Origin of the sequence: Microbacterium sp. MMO-56 (assembly GCF_037146215.1) — a bacterium.
Lineage (GTDB): Bacteria > Actinomycetota > Actinomycetes > Actinomycetales > Microbacteriaceae > Microbacterium.
The window spans coordinates 54694-73279 of the sequence record NZ_JBBCVW010000011.1 but is presented as its reverse complement, the minus strand read 5'-3'; the positions used below and the strand labels follow the sequence as shown (position 1 = coordinate 73279).

Sequence of the window (18586 nt, the reverse complement as noted above, 5' to 3'; positions counted from 1 at the left end):
CCTTCGACACTCGACGACGAGAGGACGGGCGCACCATGGAGCGCGACATCTACGACGAGGACCACGAGGCGTTCCGCGACGTCGTCAAGGAGTTCCTGAAGCGCTATGCCACCGACCAGAAGCGCAAGGAGTGGGATGCGGCCGGCGAGATCGACCGCGCGACCATGCGCGCCGCCGGGGATGCGGGGATCATCGGGCTCAGCGTCCCGGAGGAGTTCGGCGGCGCGGGCATGCTGCAGGACTACCGCTTCCGCGCGATCGTGCTCGAAGAGGTGATCGGCGCCGGCCAGGGGTCGCTGGCGGGTGCCCTCGGCATCCAGGACGACCTCGCCGTGCCCTACATCGTGCACATGGGCACCCAGGAGCAGAAGGAGCGGTGGCTGCCGGGCATGGCGACCGGTGAGATCCTCGGCGCCCTCGCGATGACCGAGCCGGGCGCCGGATCGGACCTGCGGGGCATCTCGACCACGGCGAAGAAGGTCGACGGCGGCTACCTCGTCAACGGGGCGAAGACCTTCATCTCCTCGGGCAAGACCGCGGACATGGTCGTCACGTTCGTCAAGACCGGCGAGGGCAACCGACCGGACGCCTTCAGCCTGCTGATCCTCGAAGACGGGATGGAGGGGTTCGACCACGGCAAGAAGCTCGAGAAGATGGGCTTCCACGGGTGGGACACCGCCGAGCTCTCGTTCACGGACGTCTTCGTGCCCGAGGCGAACCTCATCGGCGGCAAGGAGGGGCTCGGCTTCATCCAGCTCATGATGAACCTGCCGCTCGAGCGCCTGTCGATCGGCGTGGCGGCCGTCGCGGCGGGGGAGGCCGCGTTCACCTGGACGCGTGACTACACCCTCAGCCGGGAGGCCTTCGGCGAGCGGATCGCGGACTTCCAGAACACCCGCTTCCTCCTCGCCGACATGGCGACGACGGTCGACGTGATGTGGGCGTACATCGACCGCGCGATGCTCCTCTACAAGGACAAGAAGCTCACCGCGGAGGAGGCCGCCAAGGTCAAGTTCTGGGCGACCGACCGCGAGGCGGAGCTGCTCGACGTCGGCGTCCAGCTGCACGGCGGCTACGGCTACATCACGGAGTACCCGATCGCCCGCGCCTACCTGGACGCCCGCGTGCACCGGATCTACGGCGGCACGAACGAGATCATGCGCGACATCGTGTCGCGCCAGATCGTCGGCAAGCGCTGACCCTTCCCGGGGGCGGATGAGCCGCGGGTCGGCCCGCCCGCGCCGTCCGCTACCGGCCCGCGGCGGCCCCGCTCGCCGCGGGCGCACGGCGTCGCGCGAGACGGGCCACTCCGGCCCTCCGCAGGCGGTCGCCGACGACGATGCCGAGCGCCGTGCCGCCGAGGCAGGAGGCCAGGGTGACGGCCCAGAACGCGATCTGCGCCCACGTCGGCATCGCCCAGAGGTCGAACGCCGCCGCCGCGAGCACGGGGTAGACGACACCGACGACGACCGCGCCCGCGTAGTGCTGCCACACCGACCACCACCGGTAGAGGACGATCAGGAATCCGATCTCGGCGAAGAAGGCCCACCACACCGCCGCGCCGAGGAAGGGGAACACGACGAGCCCCGACAGGACGCCGGTGAGCAGCCCGGCGAACGGGCGCTGCAGCAGCCGCAGCGCGATCGTCGCGGGGAGCAGCCACAGCCCCGCGAACGCCATCGCCGCGATCGGCGCCACGGGGGTGAGCGCCGTGGACAGCCATCCGGCGCCCCAGAGCATGATGCCGCCGGCCACGCCGATCGCGGCGCACGTGAGCAGGTACGCGGTGGTGACCTTCCCCATCAGTGGGCGCCCTGCTGTGCGCGCTCGGACTTCGGGGCGGGCGAGGCCGCTCCGACCCGCCAGTAGCCGACGAAGCTGATCCGGTCCTTGTCGACCCCGCGCGCGACGAGGCTGCGCCGCGCCGCGGTGGGCAGGCCCTGCTCGCCGACGACGAAGACGTGCGTGCCGGATGCCGGGGCATCCATGGCCTGCAGAGCGTCGAGCGCGACGGATCCCGGCTTCGCCGCGGCATCGCGCACGAGCCAGCGCACCTCGACGCCCCGCGGATGCGCGAGGTCGAGGACGTCCTCCTCCGAGGGGGTCTCGAGGAGGACCGTGCCGCGGGCGCCCGCGGGGAGGGTGGCGCAGATCCCGGCGATCGCGGGCACGCCGGTCTCGTCGGCGACGAGGAGGACGTCGTCGACCCCTCGTGCGGGGTTGAACCCGAGCCCCTCGTCGATGATGACGACCGACTCGCCCGGGGCGGCGGTCTGCGCCCAGCGCGACGCGGGGCCGGCGGAGGGGCCCGAGCCGTGCAGCACGAAGTCGACGTCGAGCTCCGCGCCCCCGCTCGGGCCTTCGGCGCGGTAGGCGCGCACGGTGTAGTTGCGCATGACGGGGCGGACCCCGTCGGGGATCCGGAGGTACTTCAGATACCCGAGGAGCTTGTTCGCCTTCGCGGGGAGGCGGTCGAGCCCCTCGTCCGCGCCCTCGCCGCTGTGCGGCAGGAAGAGGCGGAACCACTGGTCGTAGCCCATCGGGGTGAAGCGGGCGATCTCGCCGCCGCCGAGGGTCACGCGCATCCAGTGCGGGCTGAGCCGCTGGCTGCGCAGCACCTCGAGCCGGATGAGCTCCTGCGAGGCGGGCTTCACGAGGGACGAGAACCGGGCCATGCGAGTCCTTTCAGGGGGCGAGTGGCGCCGCGAGACCGGCCGTATGTGCGGTTCCGGGGCGTCATGCGTGACATTCGGGCGGTTTCGTGGGGTGGGGGCGGGTCAGGGGGCCCACGGGAAGAGCGCGATGAGGATGCCGGCGCTCGCCGCCCAGAAGGCGACGACGAACAGGGTGTCGCGTCGCCGCCACGGCACCAGGTGGCGCTCCGTGCGGTCGGAGTGGGCGCCGAACGCCCGGGCGTCCATCGCCAGGGCGACGCGCTCGGCATGACGGATCGCGCCGGCGAGCAAGGGCACGACGTAGCCCCACCACCGCGCGACCGCCGCGAACGGCCCGCGTCCGCCGTGCGCGCCGCGCACCCGGTGGGCCTGCCGGATGACGTCGAGCTCGTGGCCGAAACGCGGCACGAACCGGAACGCCGCGAGGGCGGTGTATCCGATCCGGTACGGCACCCGCAGCTGCTGCACGCTCGCACGCACGAGGTCCGGCCCGGTGCTCGTGAGACCCGCGATGAGGGCGAGCGCGATGATCGCCGCGAGCCTCAGCCCGGTCGCGAGGCCGGTGAGCAGCGCCCCGCCGTAGAGCGACCACCCGCCGAGCCGCAAGACGACGACAGAGGTGTCCACGCGGGACGCGTCGGTCCAGACCGCCATGCCGAGGCCGATCACCGCCGCCGCGACGGGCAGCGCTACGAACAGCAGCAGGGCGAGTCGGCCGGTGATCCGCGCTCCCGCGATCACGACGGCGTAGGCGAGGGCGATGAAGACCAGCGGTGTGGCGAGGTCGCGGGCGAACACGAGCAGTGCCATCGCGGGCAGGGGCGCGGCCAGCTTCGCGAGCGGGTTCAGCCCGTACAGGAAGCGGCCCTCCGCCGGGACCGTCCGCGCCCAGGGGTCGGCCGTCGTGGCGCTCACGACGCGTCATCCGGGGTGGGCGCGGGCGGGGTGGGGGTCACGAAGTCCGCAGAATCGCGCGTACTCCGCATCCATTCGGCGGATTCGTGCGGAGTTGGTGACATCGTGCGGGGATGCGCGGCCGTGGTCGCGGCGGGAGGCAGGTCGGCGAGCCGCGTGACGCCGGCGAGCGACGGGTGGGCGTCGAGTCCCGCGAGAGCGAGGCGGAGCGGGGGCTGGCGCAGGCCCGCGGAGCGCAGCAGGCCGTCGTCGGCGAAGACCGTCGCCGTCGGGGCATCCGCGACGATGCGTCCGTCGCCGACGACGATCGTCCGGTCGGCGTACTCCGTCACGAGCTGCATGTCGTGGGTGACGACGAGGATGGTGGTGCCCGATCCGCTCAGCTCCTGCAGCAGGTGCATGAGCTCGTCGGCGCGGGCGCGATCCTGGCCGAAGGTGGGTTCGTCGAGGGCGAGCACGGGAGCGCCCGCGACCAGGGCCGTGCCCACCGACAGCCGGCGCTTCTGCCCGCCCGACAGCAGGAACGGATGCGTCTGCGCCTTGTCCTGGAGGCCGAACCGGCGCAGCACGTCCTCGACGCGGTCGCGCACTGCGTCCTCGGGCAGACGCTGCAGGCGCAGCCCGTGGGCGAGCTCGTCGAACACGGTCGGCGCGATGAACTGGTGCTCGGGGTTCTGGAACACGAAGCCGATGCGCCGCGACAGGGTGCGCACGTCGGCGCGGCCGATGTCGACACCGGCCACCTGGACCTGCCCGCGCGGCACCCGCACGACCCCGGCGATCGACTGCAGCAGCGTGGTCTTGCCCGCGCCGTTGGCGCCCACGATCGCGACGAACTCGCCGGGGGCGACGTCGAGGTCGATCCCGTGCAGGATCTCCGCGCGTCCGCGCCGCGTCCGCAGCCCGCGCACGCGCACGATCGACGTGGCATCCGCGTCGGTGCCTCCGTGCCGCGGTGGTGCGGAGATCTGCGCCGATGCGGATGCCTCGGTGGCATCCGGTCCGCGGAAGTGCAGATCTCCGCGCGAGCGCACGCCGGGTGAGGGCGCGGGGGTGTTCTGGGAGGCGGGCGCGGGGGTGGATGCCAGGGCCGCGCGCAGCTCGGTGGGATCGAGGGGCAGCGGGTCGAGCCGCCATCCGGCGCCTCGCAGCCGCAGGGCGGCGATCGTCGAGACGGGGAGCCACACGCCCATGGCGTGCAGCTCCTCGGCGCGGCCCCGCAGCACCTCGTCGAGGGGGCCGTCGGCGAACGTGCGGCCGTCGTGGTCGAGCACGACGACGCGGTCGGTGATCCGGGTGGCGGCGTCGAGGTTGTGCTCGACGAGCAGGACGGCGCGGTCGCCCGCCGCGACGACCTCGCCGAGCGCGGCGTAGACCTCTTCGATCCCCTGCGGATCGAGGTTCGCGGTCGGCTCGTCCAGCACCAGCAGGGGAGAGCCCATCGCCAGCGCGCACGCGATCGCGAGGCGCTGACGCCCCCCGCCGCTGAGGCGGTCGGGGTTCTCGTGGCGGCGGTCCCACAGGCCGACCCGCCGCAGGGCATCCTCGGTGCGGGCCAGGACCTCGCCGACGGGGAGCCGCAGGTTCTCGGGCCCGAAGGCGACCTCGTCGAGCAGGCTGCCGGTGACGAGCTGGGCGTCCGGGTCCTGGAAGACCATCCCGACGTGGGTGCTCAGCCGAGCCACGGGAGTCCGCACGGTGTCGAGACCGTCGACCGAGACCGTGCCGGTGACCGTCGCCGGCACCGCGTGCGGGATCAGGCCGTTGAGGGCGAGGGCCAGCGTGGATTTTCCCGCCCCGCTCGGCCCGAGGAGCAGGACGACCTCCCCGCGCGCGACGTCGAACCGAGCCGACGCCGGTGACGGGGCATCCGACCCCTCGTACTGCACGCCCACGTCGCGCACGCGCAGCAGCGGCGTCGGCGGGGCGGTGGCGGGATCCACGGACGCCGCGTCGGAGACGGCAGAGGTCACGGGGCATCCCAGCGGTCGGAGCGGATAGTCCTCTCTAGGTTAGCCTCACCTTATCTGCCCGCCAACCTCTCCCGAGCCGGCCGCCCCGGGCCCCCCATCCCGCCGCCGCGCCACGTCTGTCCCGCGCCGCGCGCGGGGGACGCAGGGTCAGCGGCGGATGCTCTGGCGCGCCACGCCGGCGCGGCGCAGGGAGGCGCCCACGCCGAGGCCCAGGGCGGTCCAGGCGACGGGGCCGGCGACCGAGAGGGCGAGGTAGGCGATCTGCGCCCACGGCGCGAGGGTTCCCAGGTGCGCCGCGAAGAACACGACCACCGCCACGAGGACGCCGATGAGCACCGCCGAGATGAAGAAGCGCCAGGCGCCCCAGGCGCGGTAGCGGGTGAGAGCCGCCACCCCCTCCTGGATCGCGCCGAACAGTAGTGCCGTCCCGAGGAAGCGCATCGTCCAGGCGGGGTTGAACGCGCTCGAGACGAGGGCCGCCAGCACATGCGTGAGGATGGCGACCAGCGGCAGGCGCAGCACCTCCTGCGCGATGATGCCCGGCAGCACATGCGCTCCGAGCACGAGGCCGTACACGAACGGTGCGGTGGCCAGGACGACGGGGGTCGCGATCCCGGCGATGCCTCCGACGATCCCCGTCGCGACTCCGATCGCCGCGCACACGAGGAGCGTCCGCGTCGTCAGGATCGGGTTCCGAGGCACCCCTCCAGCCTACCGGCGCGCAGAAGCCCGCGTTCCGGTGCGCGACCCGGTCACGGACGGCGTCGGCGCGGTGTGAGGCGCACCGCGGGCAGCGGCGGCGCGGGGATCCGTTCGTCGCCGTGGTCGACGACGTGCCCGAAGCGGGGCACACCGTCCGTCTCCCCGCGTCCCTCGGCCTCCCAGGCATCCCGGGCCGCAGCGATCTCGTCGTGCGCGCGCCCCACGAAGTTCCACCACATCACGATGTCGGCCTCGAACGGCTCGCCGCCGAGCAGGAAGACCGTCGCGGCCTCCTCCGCGTGCAGGGTGATCTCCGTGCGCGCGAGGCCGAGGTACAGCAGGTGCTGCGCGGTGAGGTCGACGGATGCCGCGACGACGGCGCCCGCGTCCGCATCGGCATCCGTGCCGGTCGCGACCGAGACCGCACCGAACGCTCCGACGAGCGCGTACTCCCACGCCGGCTCCAGCGACAGCGTGACTCGCGCGCCGGCGGGCACGGCGATCTCCACTCCCGCGATCGGCGTGTGCATCGTGGCCGGCGAGGCGACGCCCGCGAACGTGCCGACGACCACCGTGGCCCGCGCCCCGTCGCCGAGGTCGACCACGGGCAGGTCCTCGTGCCGCTCGAAGTCGGGCGCACCGTGCCGCCGTGACTCCGGCAGAGCGACCCACAGCTGCAGCGCGTCGAGGTCGACCGCGTCCTCGCCCACCGAGTACTCGGAGTGCGCGATCCCGGCGCCGCTCGTCATGAGGTTCAGGACGCCGCGGCGCACCACGACGTCGCTGCCGAGCACGTCGCGGTGGCGTACCTCTCCGACGAACGGCCACGTGACCGTCTGCAGGCCGATGTGCGGATGCGGCTCCACCCGCATCCTCGCGGTCTGCGGCCCGAACCGATCGAGGAAGCACCACGCTCCCACCATTGGCAGGGCCCGCTGCGGCAGACTGCGGTGCACCGACATCGCCCGCACGCCGCCGAGGGGCACCTCGCGCGCCTCCAGGAGCAGCGCCCGCGGCCCGTCGCACCGCGGCGGCGCCTCGGTCTCCTCCGGCCCGGCGTCGAGTCGCGTCATCCGCGGCCGATGCCCTCGTCGGCCGGGCCCGGCTCCTCCGTGCGGGCGTGCTCGGCGACCTCGACGTCGCGGTCGCGCCAGTGCACCCGGAGTCCCGGGACGTCGGTGCCCTTCAGATACTTCACGACGAACGAGCAGACCGGCACCACGGTCTCTCCGCGGGCGGCGACGTCGGCCATCGCCTCGGCGATGAGCCTCGTCCCCAGTCCGCGGCCGCCGAAGGCGGGGTCGATCGAGGTGTGCGGGAAGACGAGCCGCCCCTCGGCATCCGGCTCGAACTCGGTGAACCCGGCGACCGTCCCGTCCACGGTGATCTCGTAGCGCTGGGCCTCGTCGTTGCGGACGACCTGCACGTTCTCGGACATGGCGTCTCCTCTCGGTCGGATCGGATGTCCTCCCCAACGTAAGCCGCGGCGCGCGTGTTCCGCCAGCGCCAGCGGGGCGACGGGAGGGGGAGGGTCGCCGTTCGTCGCGCGATCCGTGCCGCTCGTCGCTCCGGACGCGGGGAGCGCGGGACGGTGCGCCGCACGCTCCCTAGCCTGGGGGCGCGCAACGCCGCGTCCCGTGAGGAGTCAGCATGTCCACACCGTCATCCCGCCGCAGAGAAGCCGTGGTCGACGACGATCCCGTGATCGTTCCGGACCCGAGCCTTCCGCCGACGGCCGTCACCGCCGAGCAGGAGGCGGCCACCTCCCGCTGGACGTGGCCCAAGGTCGTGCTCTGGGTCGCCATCGCGCTCCTGGGCGGACTCGCGTGGGTCATGCTCGCGATCGTCCGCGGCGAGACCGTCAACGCCATCTGGTTCGTCTTCGCCGCGGTGTGCACGTACCTGATCGGCTACCGCTTCTACTCCAAGGTCATCGAGAAGCACCTGCTGCGCCCCGACGATCGCCGGGCCACCCCCGCCGAGGTGAAATCGGACGGCAAGGACTACGTCCCCACCGACCGGCGCGTCCTCTACGGCCACCACTTCGCGGCCATCGCCGGTGCCGGGCCCCTCGTCGGCCCCGTCCTCGCCGCGCAGATGGGATATCTCCCCGGAACCATCTGGATCATCGTCGGGGTCGTCCTCGCCGGTGCCGTGCAGGACTACACGGTGCTCTTCTTCTCGATGCGCCGCGGCGGGCGCACGATCGGCCAGATGGCGCGGCAGGAGCTCGGCCGCATCGGCGGGACGGCCGCGATCGTGGCGTCCCTGCTCATCATGCTCATCATCGTCGCGATCCTCGCGCTCGTCGTGGTCAACGCCCTCGGGGAGAGCCCGTGGGGCGTCTTCAGCGTCTCGATGACGATCCCGATCGCCCTGTTCATGGGCGTGTACCTGCGCTACCTCCGCCCCGGCAAGGTGACCGAGGTGTCGATCATCGGGTTCGTCCTGCTCATGGCCGCCATCATCGGCGGCGGCTGGGTCGCCTCGACCGAGTGGGGCTACGCGGTCTTCCACCTCGACAAGTCGACGATCGCGTGGGGCATCATCATCTACGGCTTCATCGCCGCGATCCTCCCGGTGTGGCTGCTGCTCGCCCCGCGCGACTATCTGTCGACCTTCATGAAGATCGGCGTCATCGTCATGCTCGCCGGCGCCATCATCGTCGTCCGTCCCGAGATCTCGGTGCCCGCCATCACCGTCTTCGGCGAGAACGGTCTGGGGCCCGTGTTCTCCGGCCCGCTGTTCCCGTTCCTGTTCGTCACGATCGCCTGCGGCGCCCTGTCGGGGTTCCACGCCCTGATCGCCTCCGGGACGACTCCGAAGCTCGTCGAGAAGGAGCGGCAGACCCGCTTCATCGGCTACGGCGGCATGCTCATGGAGTCCTTCGTCGCGATCATGGCGCTCGTCGCCGCCATCTCGATCGACCAGGGCATCTACTTCGCGATGAACTCGCCCGCCGCCCTCACCGGGGGGACGGTCGAGGGTGCCGTCGCCTTCGTCAACTCGCTCGGTCTCACCGGAGCGCCGCTGACGCCCGACATCCTCACCGAGACCGCCGCGAACGTCGGCGAGGAGTCGATCGTCTCGCGGACGGGCGGCGCGCCGACCCTCGCGCTCGGGCTCGCGCACATCATGCATCAGGCCCTCGGCGGTCAGGCCATGATGGCGTTCTGGTACCACTTCGCGATCATGTTCGAGGCGCTGTTCATCCTGACCGCGGTGGATGCCGGGACGCGCGTCGCGCGCTTCATGCTGCAGGACTCGCTCGGGCACTGGTTCCCGCGCTTCCGCGACGTCACGTGGCGCCCGGGGGTCTGGATCTGCACGGCCATCATGGTCGCCGGCTGGGGGTACATCCTGATCCTCGGCGTCACCGATCCGCTCGGCGGCATCAACACGTTCTTCCCGCTGTTCGGGATCGCGAACCAGCTGCTCGCCGCGATCGCGCTCGCCGTGGTGCTCGCGATCGTCGCCAAGCGCGGTCGCAGCTACCTGCGGTGGCTGTGGATCGTCGCCGTGCCGCTCGCCTTCACGGCGGTCGTCACCATCACCGCGTCGATCTACAAGATCTTCTCGCCCGTCCCCTCGATCGGCTACTGGGCCAACAACGCCAAGTACCGGGCGGCGCAAGCCGCCGGCGACGGGTCGCTGGGGAAGCCCGAGGTCGTCGACGCCGTCATCCGGAACACCGCCGTGCAGGGCACCCTGTCGATCGTGTTCGTCACCCTCGCGATCGTCGTCATGGTGTCCGCGGTCGCGGTGACCATCCGGGCGATCCGCAACGGCGGGGGAGAGAACACCGAGGACGCGCCCGTCGCCTCGCGGCGTTACGCGCCGGCCGGGTTCCTCGGGACGAAGCCCGAGCGCGAGCTCGAGAAGCAGTGGGAGCCCATCCTGGCCGAAGAGCGCGCCGAGCTCGCCCACCGGGGGCACTGAGCCGTGACCGCCGTGCCGAGCCCCTCCGTGTCGCTCCGGGATCCCGCCGCAGCGCCCGTCGCGGGCGCGCCCGGCGCCGATGCGGGGGCGGTCCGGCGCGCGCTGGCCGCCCTCGCGCGGGCGGGGCGCGGCATCCGCTGGTACGTCACGACCCTGATGGGCGACACGGCCTATGCGACCTACGTCGCCCATCACCGTCGTCACCATCCGGACGAGCCCGCGCTGAGCGAGCGGCAGTTCTGGCGGCAGCGGATGGACGATCAGGACCGCAACCCCGGCGCCCGGTGCTGCTGAGGCGGCCCGCGCGGGCGTCGAGCCGGTGCGTAGGCTGACGGGATGAGCCACGACGTCGTCCTCGCCGCCGCCCTGGGCGTGCTCGGCGGCGTCGTGCTCACCGTGCTGCTCGTGCTCGCGCGCCGCCTGGCGAGGGGCACCACCGACCTCGGCAGCGATGCGGAGCGGGCCGCGCACCAGGCGCTGCACCAGGCGAGCTCCGCCGCCGTGCATCTGCGCGGCGGACTCGCCGCGCCCGACGTCGATCGCGCCGCCCGGCCGCTGCGGGTGCTCCTCGGGTCGGCCGGCGTCGCGATCGTGCACGACGGGCGCGTGGTCGCCGCCGACGGCGTCGCCGCGGACCACGCCGGCCACGCGGATGCCGCGATCGCCCTCGCGGCGGAGGTCCGTGCCTCCGGCCGGCGCGAGGTGCGGCGCGTCGACGAGGACGAGGGCGTCCCGGGCTCGGAAGCGGTCGCCGCCCCGATCCTCGTCGACGGAGCGGTCACGGGCGTCCTGGTCGCGTTCCACGCACCGGTGCGGGCAGCGCTCGTACGGGCGGTCACCGAGGTCGCCGACTGGTGCGCGGCACAGGTGGCGCTGGGCGATCTCGAGGCCTCGCGCACCGCGCTCGCCGAAGCGGAGCTGCGGGCGCTGCGGGCCCAGATCTCCCCGCACTTCATCTACAACGCGCTGACGGCGATCGCCTCGTTCATCACGACCGACCCCGCGCGGGCACGCGAGCTCGTGCTGGAGTTCGCGGACTTCACGCGGTACTCCTTCCGGAGGCAGGGCGAGTTCACGACGCTGGCCGAAGAGCTGCGCAGCATCCACTCGTACCTCGAGCTCGAACGGGCCCGGTTCGGGGAGCGCCTCACGGTGACCCTGCGCATCGCCCCCGAGACCCTCGCGACGGTCATCCCCTTCCTCTCCGTGCAGCCGATCGTGGAGAACGCCGTGCGCCACGGGCTCGAGCCCGGCGAGGGCGGGGGGACGATCCGCATCGAGGCGCGCGACGACGCGACCCACACGGAGATCGTCGTCGAGGACGACGGCGTCGGGATGGATCCGGAGGCGCTGCGGGCGCTCCTGACGGCGGGCACGGACGGCGGCCACATCGGCGTGCGCAACGTCGACACGCGCCTGCGCCAGCTCTACGGCGCGGCCGGGGGCCTCGTCGTCGAGACCAACACCGGGGCCGGCACCCTCGTGCGCATGCGGGTGCCGAAGTCGCAGCCCGCGCACGACGCGATGCGGGATCGCGACGTCGACGCGGCGCGGTACGGAGAGGGCGCGCACGCATGATCGACGTGCTGGTCGCCGACGACGAGGCCCCGGCCCGGAACGAGCTCGCGCATCTGCTGCGCGGGGACCCCCGCATCGGTGAGATCCTCGTCGCGGCCTCGGGGAGCGACGCGGTCGCGCTGCTGAGCGCGCGGGCGGTCGCCGTGGCGTTCCTCGACATCCACATGCCGGGGCTGGACGGTCTCGCCCTCGCCGCGGCGCTGCAGCGACTGGCCTCCCCGCCCGTCGTCGTCTTCGTGACCGCGGACGACGCCCGCGCCGTGGAGGCCTTCGACGTGCGAGCCGCCGACTATCTGCTCAAGCCCGTCCGCGTCGAGCGGCTGCGGCGCGCGGTCGATCGCGCGGTCGAGCTCGCCCGCGACGGGCAGGGCCGGATCGAGACGGCGGGAGCCGCCGACGCGGACGACGAGGTGGTTCCGGTCACGATCGGGTCGGCGGTGCGGTTCGTGCGGCGCCGCGACGTGCGCTGGGTGCACGCTCAGGGGGACTACTCGCGGCTGCACGTCGACGACGGTCCCGGCCACCTCGTGCGGGTGCCGATCTCGGACCTGGAGGAGCGCTGGGCGGAGCGCGGCTTCGTGCGCGTGCACCGTTCGTACCTCGTCGCGATCGGCGCGGTCGTCGAGGCGCGGCTCACCGGGACGGAGCCGGCCGTGGTCGTCGGCGCCGCGGGGCCGGACGCCGCGACCGACGCCCGGCCGGCCGTGCTGCCGGTGAGCCGGCGGATGCTCCCCACGGTGCGCGACGCCCTCGTGTCCGCGCCGGGGAGGCCGCGATGACGGACGCGCCCCGCCGGGTGCGGGTCACGGCGGATGCGCCCGGTCGGGTGCCGTCGCCCGCGCGCCGGAGCCCCGCGACGCACGGCATCCCGCTCCCGCCGGCCGCGGCGGCGTCCGGAGCCGACGCCGTCTACGATCGCGCCCTCCGCCGCGCGCAGCTGCGGCTCGCGCTCGGCACGGTCGCGGGCTTCGTCGTCGTGGTCGTCGCCCTGACGGTGGCGATCGCGCTGATCCCCGAACTGGACGCCGTCGTCCTGTACGGCGTGCCGCTGTCGTGGCTGCTGCACGCCTTCGCGTTCTACCCCGTGATCGTCGCCTTCGCCCTCCTCTACACGCGCGCCGCCGCGCGCAACGAGCGGCGTTACCGCGCGCTCCGCGAGCGCGGGTGAGGCCCGGGTGAACGGCGTCCTCGACCTTGCGGCCGTCGCGGCGGTCATCCTCGCGACGGTGCTCATCGGCGCTTACGGGCTGCGGCTGTCGCGGACGACGAGCGACTTCTTCGTGGCATCCCGCACCGTCCGCCCCGCGTGGAACGCCTCCGCCATCAGCGGCGAGTACATCTCCGCGGGCACGTTCCTCGGGCTCTCCGGCCTCGTGCTGCTCGACGGCGCGCGCGGGTTCTGGTTCCCCATCGGCTACGCGGCCGGCTACCTGCTCGTGCTGGTCTTCGTCGCCGCGCCCCTCCGCCGCAGCGGCGCCTACACGATCCCCGACTTCTTCGAGGCGCGCCTCGAGTCACCCGTCGCACGGCGGGTGACGAGCGCGGCGGTGCTCGTGATCGGATGGCTGTACATCGTGCCGCAGCTGCACGGCGCGGGGCTCACGCTCGACGTCGTGGCGGGTCTGCCGGTGTGGGTCGGCGCGGTGCTGGTGGCGCTGCTCGTGGCGGCCCTCGTCGCCGCGGGAGGCATGCGGGCGATCACGTACGTGCAGGGTTTCCAGTACTGGCTGAAGCTCACGGCGCTGCTCGTGCCGCTCGTCGCGATCGTCTTCGCCCTGCGCGGTGCCCCGACCGAGATCGATCCGGGCGCCGTGTTCCCGGCCGAAGCGGGCCCCGCCGGCATCGACGCCTACGCCACCGGCTCGCTGCTGCTCGCGCTGCTGCTCGGCACGATGGGCCTGCCGCACGTCCTCGTGCGCTTCTACACGAGCCCCGACGGCGGCTCGGCCCGCCGCACCACGGTGCTCGTCATCGTCCTGGTCAGCGCGTTCTACGCCGTCTCGAGCGCCATGGGGCTCGTCGCGCGCGTCGTGGCGCCCGACCTCGCGACGCCCGGCGCCGCCGACGCAGCCGTCTTCGCGCTGCCCTCCCGCGTCTTCCCGGGGATCGGCGGCGACCTCCTCACCGCGCTCGTCGTGGCGGGCGCGTTCGCCGCCTTCCTCGCGACGTCGGCGGGCCTCATCGTCTCGCTCGCGGGTGTCGTCAGCCAGGACGTCTTCGGCGGCTCGGTGCGCTCCTTCCGGGTGTCGGCGGTGCTGTGCGCCGTCGTGCCGCTCGTCATCGCCCTCGTCACCGCACCGGCGGGCATCGGATCGAGCGTGGGCTTGGTATTCGTGTTCGCGGCATCCTGCCTCTCGCCCGTCGTGCTGCTGGGCGTGTGGTGGCGCGGCCTCACGGCGCGCGGCGCCATCGCCGGCATGGTCGTCGGCGGCGTCGCGTGCGGGCTCTCGCTGCTCGTCCACGCGGCGGTCGGCGGGATCGGCGCTGCGGCGCCCTATCTCGCCCAGCCCGCGGCGTGGACCATCCCGCTCGCGACCGTCGTGACGATCCTGGTCTCCGTCAGCGACCGTCGGGGCGCCCCGGCGACCGCCGACCGGTACCTCGCCCGCCTGCACGCGCCCGAGCCGGAGTGACTCGCGCCGGAGGAGTGCCGCCGCCGACCCGGGGCCGCCCGGGTTCGCCGTCCCCCCGGGTCGCCGTGCGCGACGGGGCCTTCCGCGCGGACCGGGTCGGGACGGATGATGGATGCCGTGCCGTCCGACCTCCCCGCCGCCGCTTCCGCGCACCTCCGCGCCGCCGACCGTGCGGACCGTGCCGGTCGCCGGACTCCGCGCGTCGCGGCGGCGGCTCTCCTCGGCATCCTCGTCGCCCTGACCGGATGCGCCGCGTCCGGTCCCGTCCCGGCCCCGTCGACGAGCGCGGTGCCCCCGACCCCGACCCCGAGCCCGACGCCCACCCCGACGCCGACGCCGACCGCGGACCCGCTCGCCGGGCTCGATCTCGGGCAGCGTGTGGGCCAGGTCTTCATGGTCGGCACCGACGTGTCATCCGCCACCGCCGACACGCTCGCCGCCGTCACCGATCGGCACGCCGGCAGCATCTTCCTGCACGGTCGCACCTCGGGCGGCGCCGACGGCGTCGCCGCGGTGGTCGGGCAGTTCACGGCGCTCGTGGGCGGCGTGTCCGGGCCCACCGGGGGTGTTCCGCTGTGGGTCGCGACCGATCAGGAGGGCGGCGAGGTCCAGGTCCTCCAGGGGCCGGGGTTCGACGACATCCCCTATGCCATCCGCCAGGCCGACCTGTCCGACGACCAGCTGCGCGCCTCGGCGACCACGTGGGGCCGGCAGCTGGCCGCCGTCGGGGTCACGATGAACCTCGCGCCGGTCGCCGACATCGTCACGAGCGCGGCCACCCGCTTCGACAACCCGCCGATCGGCGGCTACGGCAGGCAGTACGGATACGACGCACCGACCGTGACCGCCAAGGCCGGCGCCTTCGCCGACGGGATGCGGGCGGCGGGGGTGCTTCCGACGTTCAAGCACTTCCCGGGGCTCGGGCACGTCACCGCCAACACCGACGACACCGCCGACGTCGTCGACACGACCGTGACGGCGGACGGTCCGGACGTGTCGCTCTATCGGCCGCTCACGCAGTCGGGGCCGTCGGCGGTCATGGTGTCGTCCGCGATCTATCAGAACATCGATCCGTCCACGCCGGCGGTCTTCTCGCCGACCGTCGTGCGGCTCGTGCGCGACGAGGTCGGCTTCGACGGCGTCGTGATGACCGACGACGTGTCCGCGGCGGTGGCCGTGCAGGCGTGGAGCCCCGCCGACCGGGCGATCGACGCCCTCACCGCCGGCGTCGATCTGATCCTGGTCTCGGCCGACCCCACGGTGTTCGCCGAGATGTACGACGCGGTGCTCGCCAAGGCGCAGGCCGATCCGTCCTTCGCCGCCCTCGTCGATGCGGCCGCCGCCCGGATCGTCGCGGCCAAGCACCCGGGATGACCGCGGCGGCGCCGGGCGCGGGCCGGGGCTGACAGACTCGGGGGATGACCTCCGCCGCCGCCCTGACCGACCTCGTGCCGGCGGGCGCGTCGCCGGATGCCGCGTACGACGGCTTCGTGCGGTGGGCGGCAGGGCGCGGGCTCACTCTCTACCCGGCGCAGGACGAGGCCGTGATGGAGCTCGTGTCGGGTGCGCACGTGATCCTCTCCACACCCACCGGGACGGGCAAGTCGCTCGTCGCCATCGCCGCCCACGCCGCGTGCCTCGCCGGAGGCGGTCGGTCGTACTACACGGCACCGATCAAGGCCCTCGTCAGCGAGAAGTTCTTCGCCCTGGTCGAGGTGTTCGGCGCCGAGAACGTCGGGATGGTCACGGGCGACTCCTCGGTGAACCCGGATGCCCCGATCGTCTGCTGCACCGCCGAGATCCTCGCCAACATCGCGTTGCGCCAGGGGGCGGATGCGGCGGTCGACCAGGTCGTGATGGACGAGTTCCACTTCTACGGCGATCCCGATCGCGGCTGGGCGTGGCAGGTGCCGCTGCTGCTGCTCCCGCGTGCGCAGTTCCTGCTCATGTCGGCCACGCTCGGCGACGTCACGGCGATCGCCCGCGACCTCGAGCGCCGCACGGCGCGGCCGGTCGCGGAGGTCACGGGAGTGGAGCGGCCCGTGCCACTGCACTTCTCGTACGAGCGCCGGCCCGTGCACGAGGTGCTGACGATGCTCGTGGACGAGCGCGAGGTGCCGGTCTACATCGTGCACTTCGCGCAGGCCGCGGCGCTCGAGCGGGCGCAGGCCCTGGCATCCGTCACCCTCACCACGCGCGCGCAGCGCGACGAGATCGCCGAGGCGATCGGCGGGTTCCGCTTCACGACCGGGTTCGGCAAGACGCTCTCACGGCTGGTCCGGGCGGGCATCGGCGTGCACCACGCGGGGATGCTGCCGCGGTACCGCCGGCTCGTCGAGACCCTCGCCCAGCGGGGGCTCCTGCGGGTGATCTGCGGGACCGACACCCTCGGGGTGGGCATCAACGTGCCGATCCGCACCGTCATGATCACGGCGCTGAGCAAGTACGACGGCACGAGGATGCGCCAGCTCAGCGCGCGGGAGTTCCACCAGGTCGCGGGCCGCGCCGGACGGGCCGGGTACGACACGCACGGCAACGTCGTCGTGATGGCGCCGGAGTGGGAGATCGAGAACGCCGTCGCCCTCGCCAAGGCGGGCGACGACGCCGCGAAGCGCAAGAAGATCGTGCGCAAGAAGGCGCCGACCGGTGTCGTGAACTGGGGGGAGGGCTCGTACGAGCGGCTCATCGCGGCCCCGCCCGAGCCGCTCGCCCCGCAGCTGAAGCTCACCGCCGCGATGCTCATCAACGTGATCGGTCGGGGCGGCGACGTGTTCGGAAACGTCCGCTCCCTCGTGTTCGACAACCACGAGCCCCGGTCTCGGCAGTACGACCTGGCCCGTCGGGCGATCGCCATCTTCCGCACCCTGGTCGACGCCGGCATCGTCGAGGTCGTCACCCCCTCCCGCGAGACCGCGCAGATGCGCGCTTCCGGGGGTGAGAGCGTGACATCTGCGCAGTCTCGCGAGATCAGGTTGACGGTCGATCTGCAGCCGAACTTCGCGCTCAACCAGCCGCTGTCGCCCTTCGCGCTCGCCGCGATCGAGCTGCTCTCGCCGGACGACGACCTTCCGCCGGGTGCCCGCCCGGCGGAGGCGGGTGCGGCGGGTGCGGGTGCGGCGGGTGCGGCCGGGGCGGGCGTTCACAACTCCGGAGAAGCTGACGCGGAGTCGTCCGCGGAGGCCGATTCGGCGCCACCCGAGCCGTCTTTCCGGAGTAGTGAACAGGGCGGCACCGTGCCGGGGGTCGGGACGGGGCACTACGCCCTCGACGTGGTGAGCGTGATCGAGGCGACCCTCGACGATCCGCGCGCGATCCTGGCGCAGCAGGAGTTCCGGGCCCGTGGCGAGGCGGTCGCCGCGATGAAGCGCGACGGGATCGAGTACGAGGAGCGCATGGCCCTGCTCGAGGGGATCACCCATCCGAAGCCGCTCGATGCGCTGCTCGCCCAATCGTTCGAGGTCTTCGCGTCCAGTCAGCCGTGGGTGCGCGACTTCTCGCTGAGTCCCAAGTCTGTGGTCCGCGACATGTTCGAGCGGGCCATGTCCTTCGCCGAGTACGTGTCTTTCTATCAGCTGCAGCGCAGCGAGGGGCTGGTTCTGCGGTACCTCTCGGATGCCTACCGCGCCATCCGCCAGACGGTTCCGGCCGAGGCGCGCACCGACGAGCTGATGGATGTCATCGAGTGGCTGGGCGAGCTGGTCCGGCAGGTCGACTCGAGCCTCGTCGACGAGTGGGCGGCGCTCGTCGACCCCGCCTCCCATCTGCCCGAGGACGGCGCGCCGGTCGTCCCGCCCGCCCCTCCCTCGGTCCTCACCAACGAGCGCGCGTTCACCGTCCTGGTCCGCAACGAGCTGTTCCGGCGTGTGCAGCTGGCCGCCCGGCAGGACGACGACGCCCTCGTCGCCCTCGATCCCGAGATCGACTGGCCGGGCATCCTCGACCGCTACTACGACGAGCACGACGAGATCCTCATCGGCGGCGCGGCGCGATCTCCGCGGCTGTGTGTCATCGATCGGGCGGATGCCGCGGCAGGCGTCTGGCGGGTCGACCAGACGATCGACGACCCCGCCGGCGACCACGACTGGCGCATCCGCGCCGAGGTCGACCTCGCCGCATCCGTCGAGGAGGGCGCCGCGGTCGTGCGCATCGTGGAAGTTGTGCGGCTCTAGCG

16 protein-coding genes are annotated in these 18586 nt (G+C 73.1%); 9 read left to right on the top strand and 7 right to left on the bottom strand.

The window, feature by feature from the left end; translation table 11 throughout:
* Nucleotides 1-35: 35 nt before the first annotated feature.
* Nucleotides 36-1199 (top strand): acyl-CoA dehydrogenase family protein, encoded by a 1164-nt coding sequence (locus WFI00_RS11085; RefSeq protein ID WP_336632362.1) that lies wholly within the window; start codon nt 36-38, stop codon nt 1197-1199.
* Between the two features lie 49 nt (nt 1200-1248).
* Here the strand turns inward: WFI00_RS11085 and WFI00_RS11080 are convergent, their stop codons facing one another.
* From WFI00_RS11080 to WFI00_RS11050, 7 genes are all read right to left on the bottom strand, one after another.
* Nucleotides 1249-1803 carry an ECF transporter S component gene (locus WFI00_RS11080; protein WP_336632363.1) on the bottom strand — a complete coding sequence of 185 codons (555 nt, stop codon included), beginning with the start codon at nt 1801-1803 and terminating at the stop codon, nt 1249-1251.
* A complete protein-coding gene (locus tag WFI00_RS11075) occupies nt 1803-2675 on the bottom strand; it encodes a siderophore-interacting protein (RefSeq protein WP_336632364.1) in 873 nt (290 codons plus the stop codon). The genes WFI00_RS11080 and WFI00_RS11075 overlap by 1 nt, the downstream gene beginning before the upstream one ends.
* 102 nt (nt 2676-2777) lie before the next feature.
* Nucleotides 2778-3590, bottom strand: a complete 813-nt coding sequence (locus WFI00_RS11070) for an energy-coupling factor transporter transmembrane component T family protein (protein ID WP_336632365.1) — start codon at nt 3588-3590, stop codon at nt 2778-2780.
* Complete coding sequence (locus tag WFI00_RS11065) at nt 3587-5563, bottom strand: ABC transporter ATP-binding protein (RefSeq protein ID WP_336632366.1); 1977 nt, start codon at nt 5561-5563, stop codon at nt 3587-3589. Before WFI00_RS11065 ends, WFI00_RS11070 begins: the two co-directional genes overlap by 4 nt.
* Nucleotides 5564-5710: 147 nt before the next feature.
* Nucleotides 5711-6265 (bottom strand): ECF transporter S component, encoded by a 555-nt coding sequence (locus tag WFI00_RS11060; protein ID WP_336632367.1) that lies wholly within the window; start codon nt 6263-6265, stop codon nt 5711-5713.
* A 50-nt stretch (nt 6266-6315) separates the two neighbouring features.
* Nucleotides 6316-7338 (bottom strand): pirin family protein, encoded by a 1023-nt coding sequence (locus tag WFI00_RS11055; RefSeq protein ID WP_336632368.1) that lies wholly within the window; start codon nt 7336-7338, stop codon nt 6316-6318.
* Complete coding sequence (locus WFI00_RS11050) at nt 7335-7703, bottom strand: GNAT family N-acetyltransferase (protein ID WP_336632369.1); 369 nt, start codon at nt 7701-7703, stop codon at nt 7335-7337. The genes WFI00_RS11055 and WFI00_RS11050 overlap by 4 nt, the downstream gene beginning before the upstream one ends.
* Nucleotides 7704-7915: 212 nt before the next feature.
* On the opposite strand from WFI00_RS11050, the gene WFI00_RS11045 reads away from it, so the two are divergent.
* The 8 genes from WFI00_RS11045 (at nt 7916) to WFI00_RS11010 (ending at nt 18584) form a co-directional block, all read left to right on the top strand.
* Nucleotides 7916-10204 (top strand): carbon starvation CstA family protein, encoded by a 2289-nt coding sequence (locus WFI00_RS11045; protein ID WP_336632370.1) that lies wholly within the window; start codon nt 7916-7918, stop codon nt 10202-10204.
* Between the two features lie 102 nt (nt 10205-10306).
* The gene (locus WFI00_RS11040; RefSeq protein WP_336632415.1) at nt 10307-10498 is read left to right on the top strand and encodes a YbdD/YjiX family protein; all 192 of its coding nucleotides are present in this window, start codon (nt 10307-10309) and stop codon (nt 10496-10498) included.
* 42 nt (nt 10499-10540) lie between these two features.
* Entirely contained in the window at nt 10541-11782 is a 1242-nt protein-coding gene (locus WFI00_RS11035; RefSeq protein WP_336632371.1) for a sensor histidine kinase, read from the top strand.
* The gene (locus tag WFI00_RS11030) at nt 11779-12561 is read left to right on the top strand and encodes a LytR/AlgR family response regulator transcription factor (protein ID WP_336632372.1); all 783 of its coding nucleotides are present in this window, start codon (nt 11779-11781) and stop codon (nt 12559-12561) included. Before WFI00_RS11035 ends, WFI00_RS11030 begins: the two co-directional genes overlap by 4 nt.
* A complete protein-coding gene (locus tag WFI00_RS11025) occupies nt 12558-12950 on the top strand; it encodes a heavy metal transporter (RefSeq protein ID WP_336632373.1) in 393 nt (130 codons plus the stop codon). Before WFI00_RS11030 ends, WFI00_RS11025 begins: the two co-directional genes overlap by 4 nt.
* A gap of 7 nt (nt 12951-12957) precedes the next feature.
* Nucleotides 12958-14415 (top strand): sodium/solute symporter, encoded by a 1458-nt coding sequence (locus WFI00_RS11020; protein WP_336632374.1) that lies wholly within the window; start codon nt 12958-12960, stop codon nt 14413-14415.
* A 117-nt stretch (nt 14416-14532) separates the two neighbouring features.
* Nucleotides 14533-15789 (top strand): glycoside hydrolase family 3 N-terminal domain-containing protein, encoded by a 1257-nt coding sequence (locus tag WFI00_RS11015; protein WP_336632375.1) that lies wholly within the window; start codon nt 14533-14535, stop codon nt 15787-15789.
* A 44-nt stretch (nt 15790-15833) separates the two neighbouring features.
* Entirely contained in the window at nt 15834-18584 is a 2751-nt protein-coding gene (locus WFI00_RS11010; protein ID WP_336632376.1) for a DEAD/DEAH box helicase, read from the top strand.
* The last annotated feature ends 2 nt before the right edge of the window (nt 18585-18586 follow it).

What these genes read in the sequence shown, in the direction of transcription:
- WFI00_RS11085 (WP_336632362.1), top strand. Translation starts at nt 36, where the DNA reads ATGGAGCGCGACATCTACGACGAGGACCACGAGGCGTTCCGCGACGTC.
- WFI00_RS11080 (WP_336632363.1), bottom strand. Translation starts at nt 1,803, where the DNA reads ATGGGGAAGGTCACCACCGCGTACCTGCTCACGTGCGCCGCGATCGGC.
- WFI00_RS11075 (WP_336632364.1), bottom strand. Translation starts at nt 2,675, where the DNA reads ATGGCCCGGTTCTCGTCCCTCGTGAAGCCCGCCTCGCAGGAGCTCATC.
- WFI00_RS11055 (WP_336632368.1), bottom strand. Translation starts at nt 7,338, where the DNA reads ATGACGCGACTCGACGCCGGGCCGGAGGAGACCGAGGCGCCGCCGCGG.
- WFI00_RS11050 (WP_336632369.1), bottom strand. Translation starts at nt 7,703, where the DNA reads ATGTCCGAGAACGTGCAGGTCGTCCGCAACGACGAGGCCCAGCGCTAC.
- WFI00_RS11045 (WP_336632370.1), top strand. Translation starts at nt 7,916, where the DNA reads ATGTCCACACCGTCATCCCGCCGCAGAGAAGCCGTGGTCGACGACGAT.
- WFI00_RS11035 (WP_336632371.1), top strand. Translation starts at nt 10,541, where the DNA reads ATGAGCCACGACGTCGTCCTCGCCGCCGCCCTGGGCGTGCTCGGCGGC.
- WFI00_RS11030 (WP_336632372.1), top strand. Translation starts at nt 11,779, where the DNA reads ATGATCGACGTGCTGGTCGCCGACGACGAGGCCCCGGCCCGGAACGAG.
- WFI00_RS11025 (WP_336632373.1), top strand. Translation starts at nt 12,558, where the DNA reads ATGACGGACGCGCCCCGCCGGGTGCGGGTCACGGCGGATGCGCCCGGT.
- WFI00_RS11010 (WP_336632376.1), top strand. Translation starts at nt 15,834, where the DNA reads ATGACCTCCGCCGCCGCCCTGACCGACCTCGTGCCGGCGGGCGCGTCG.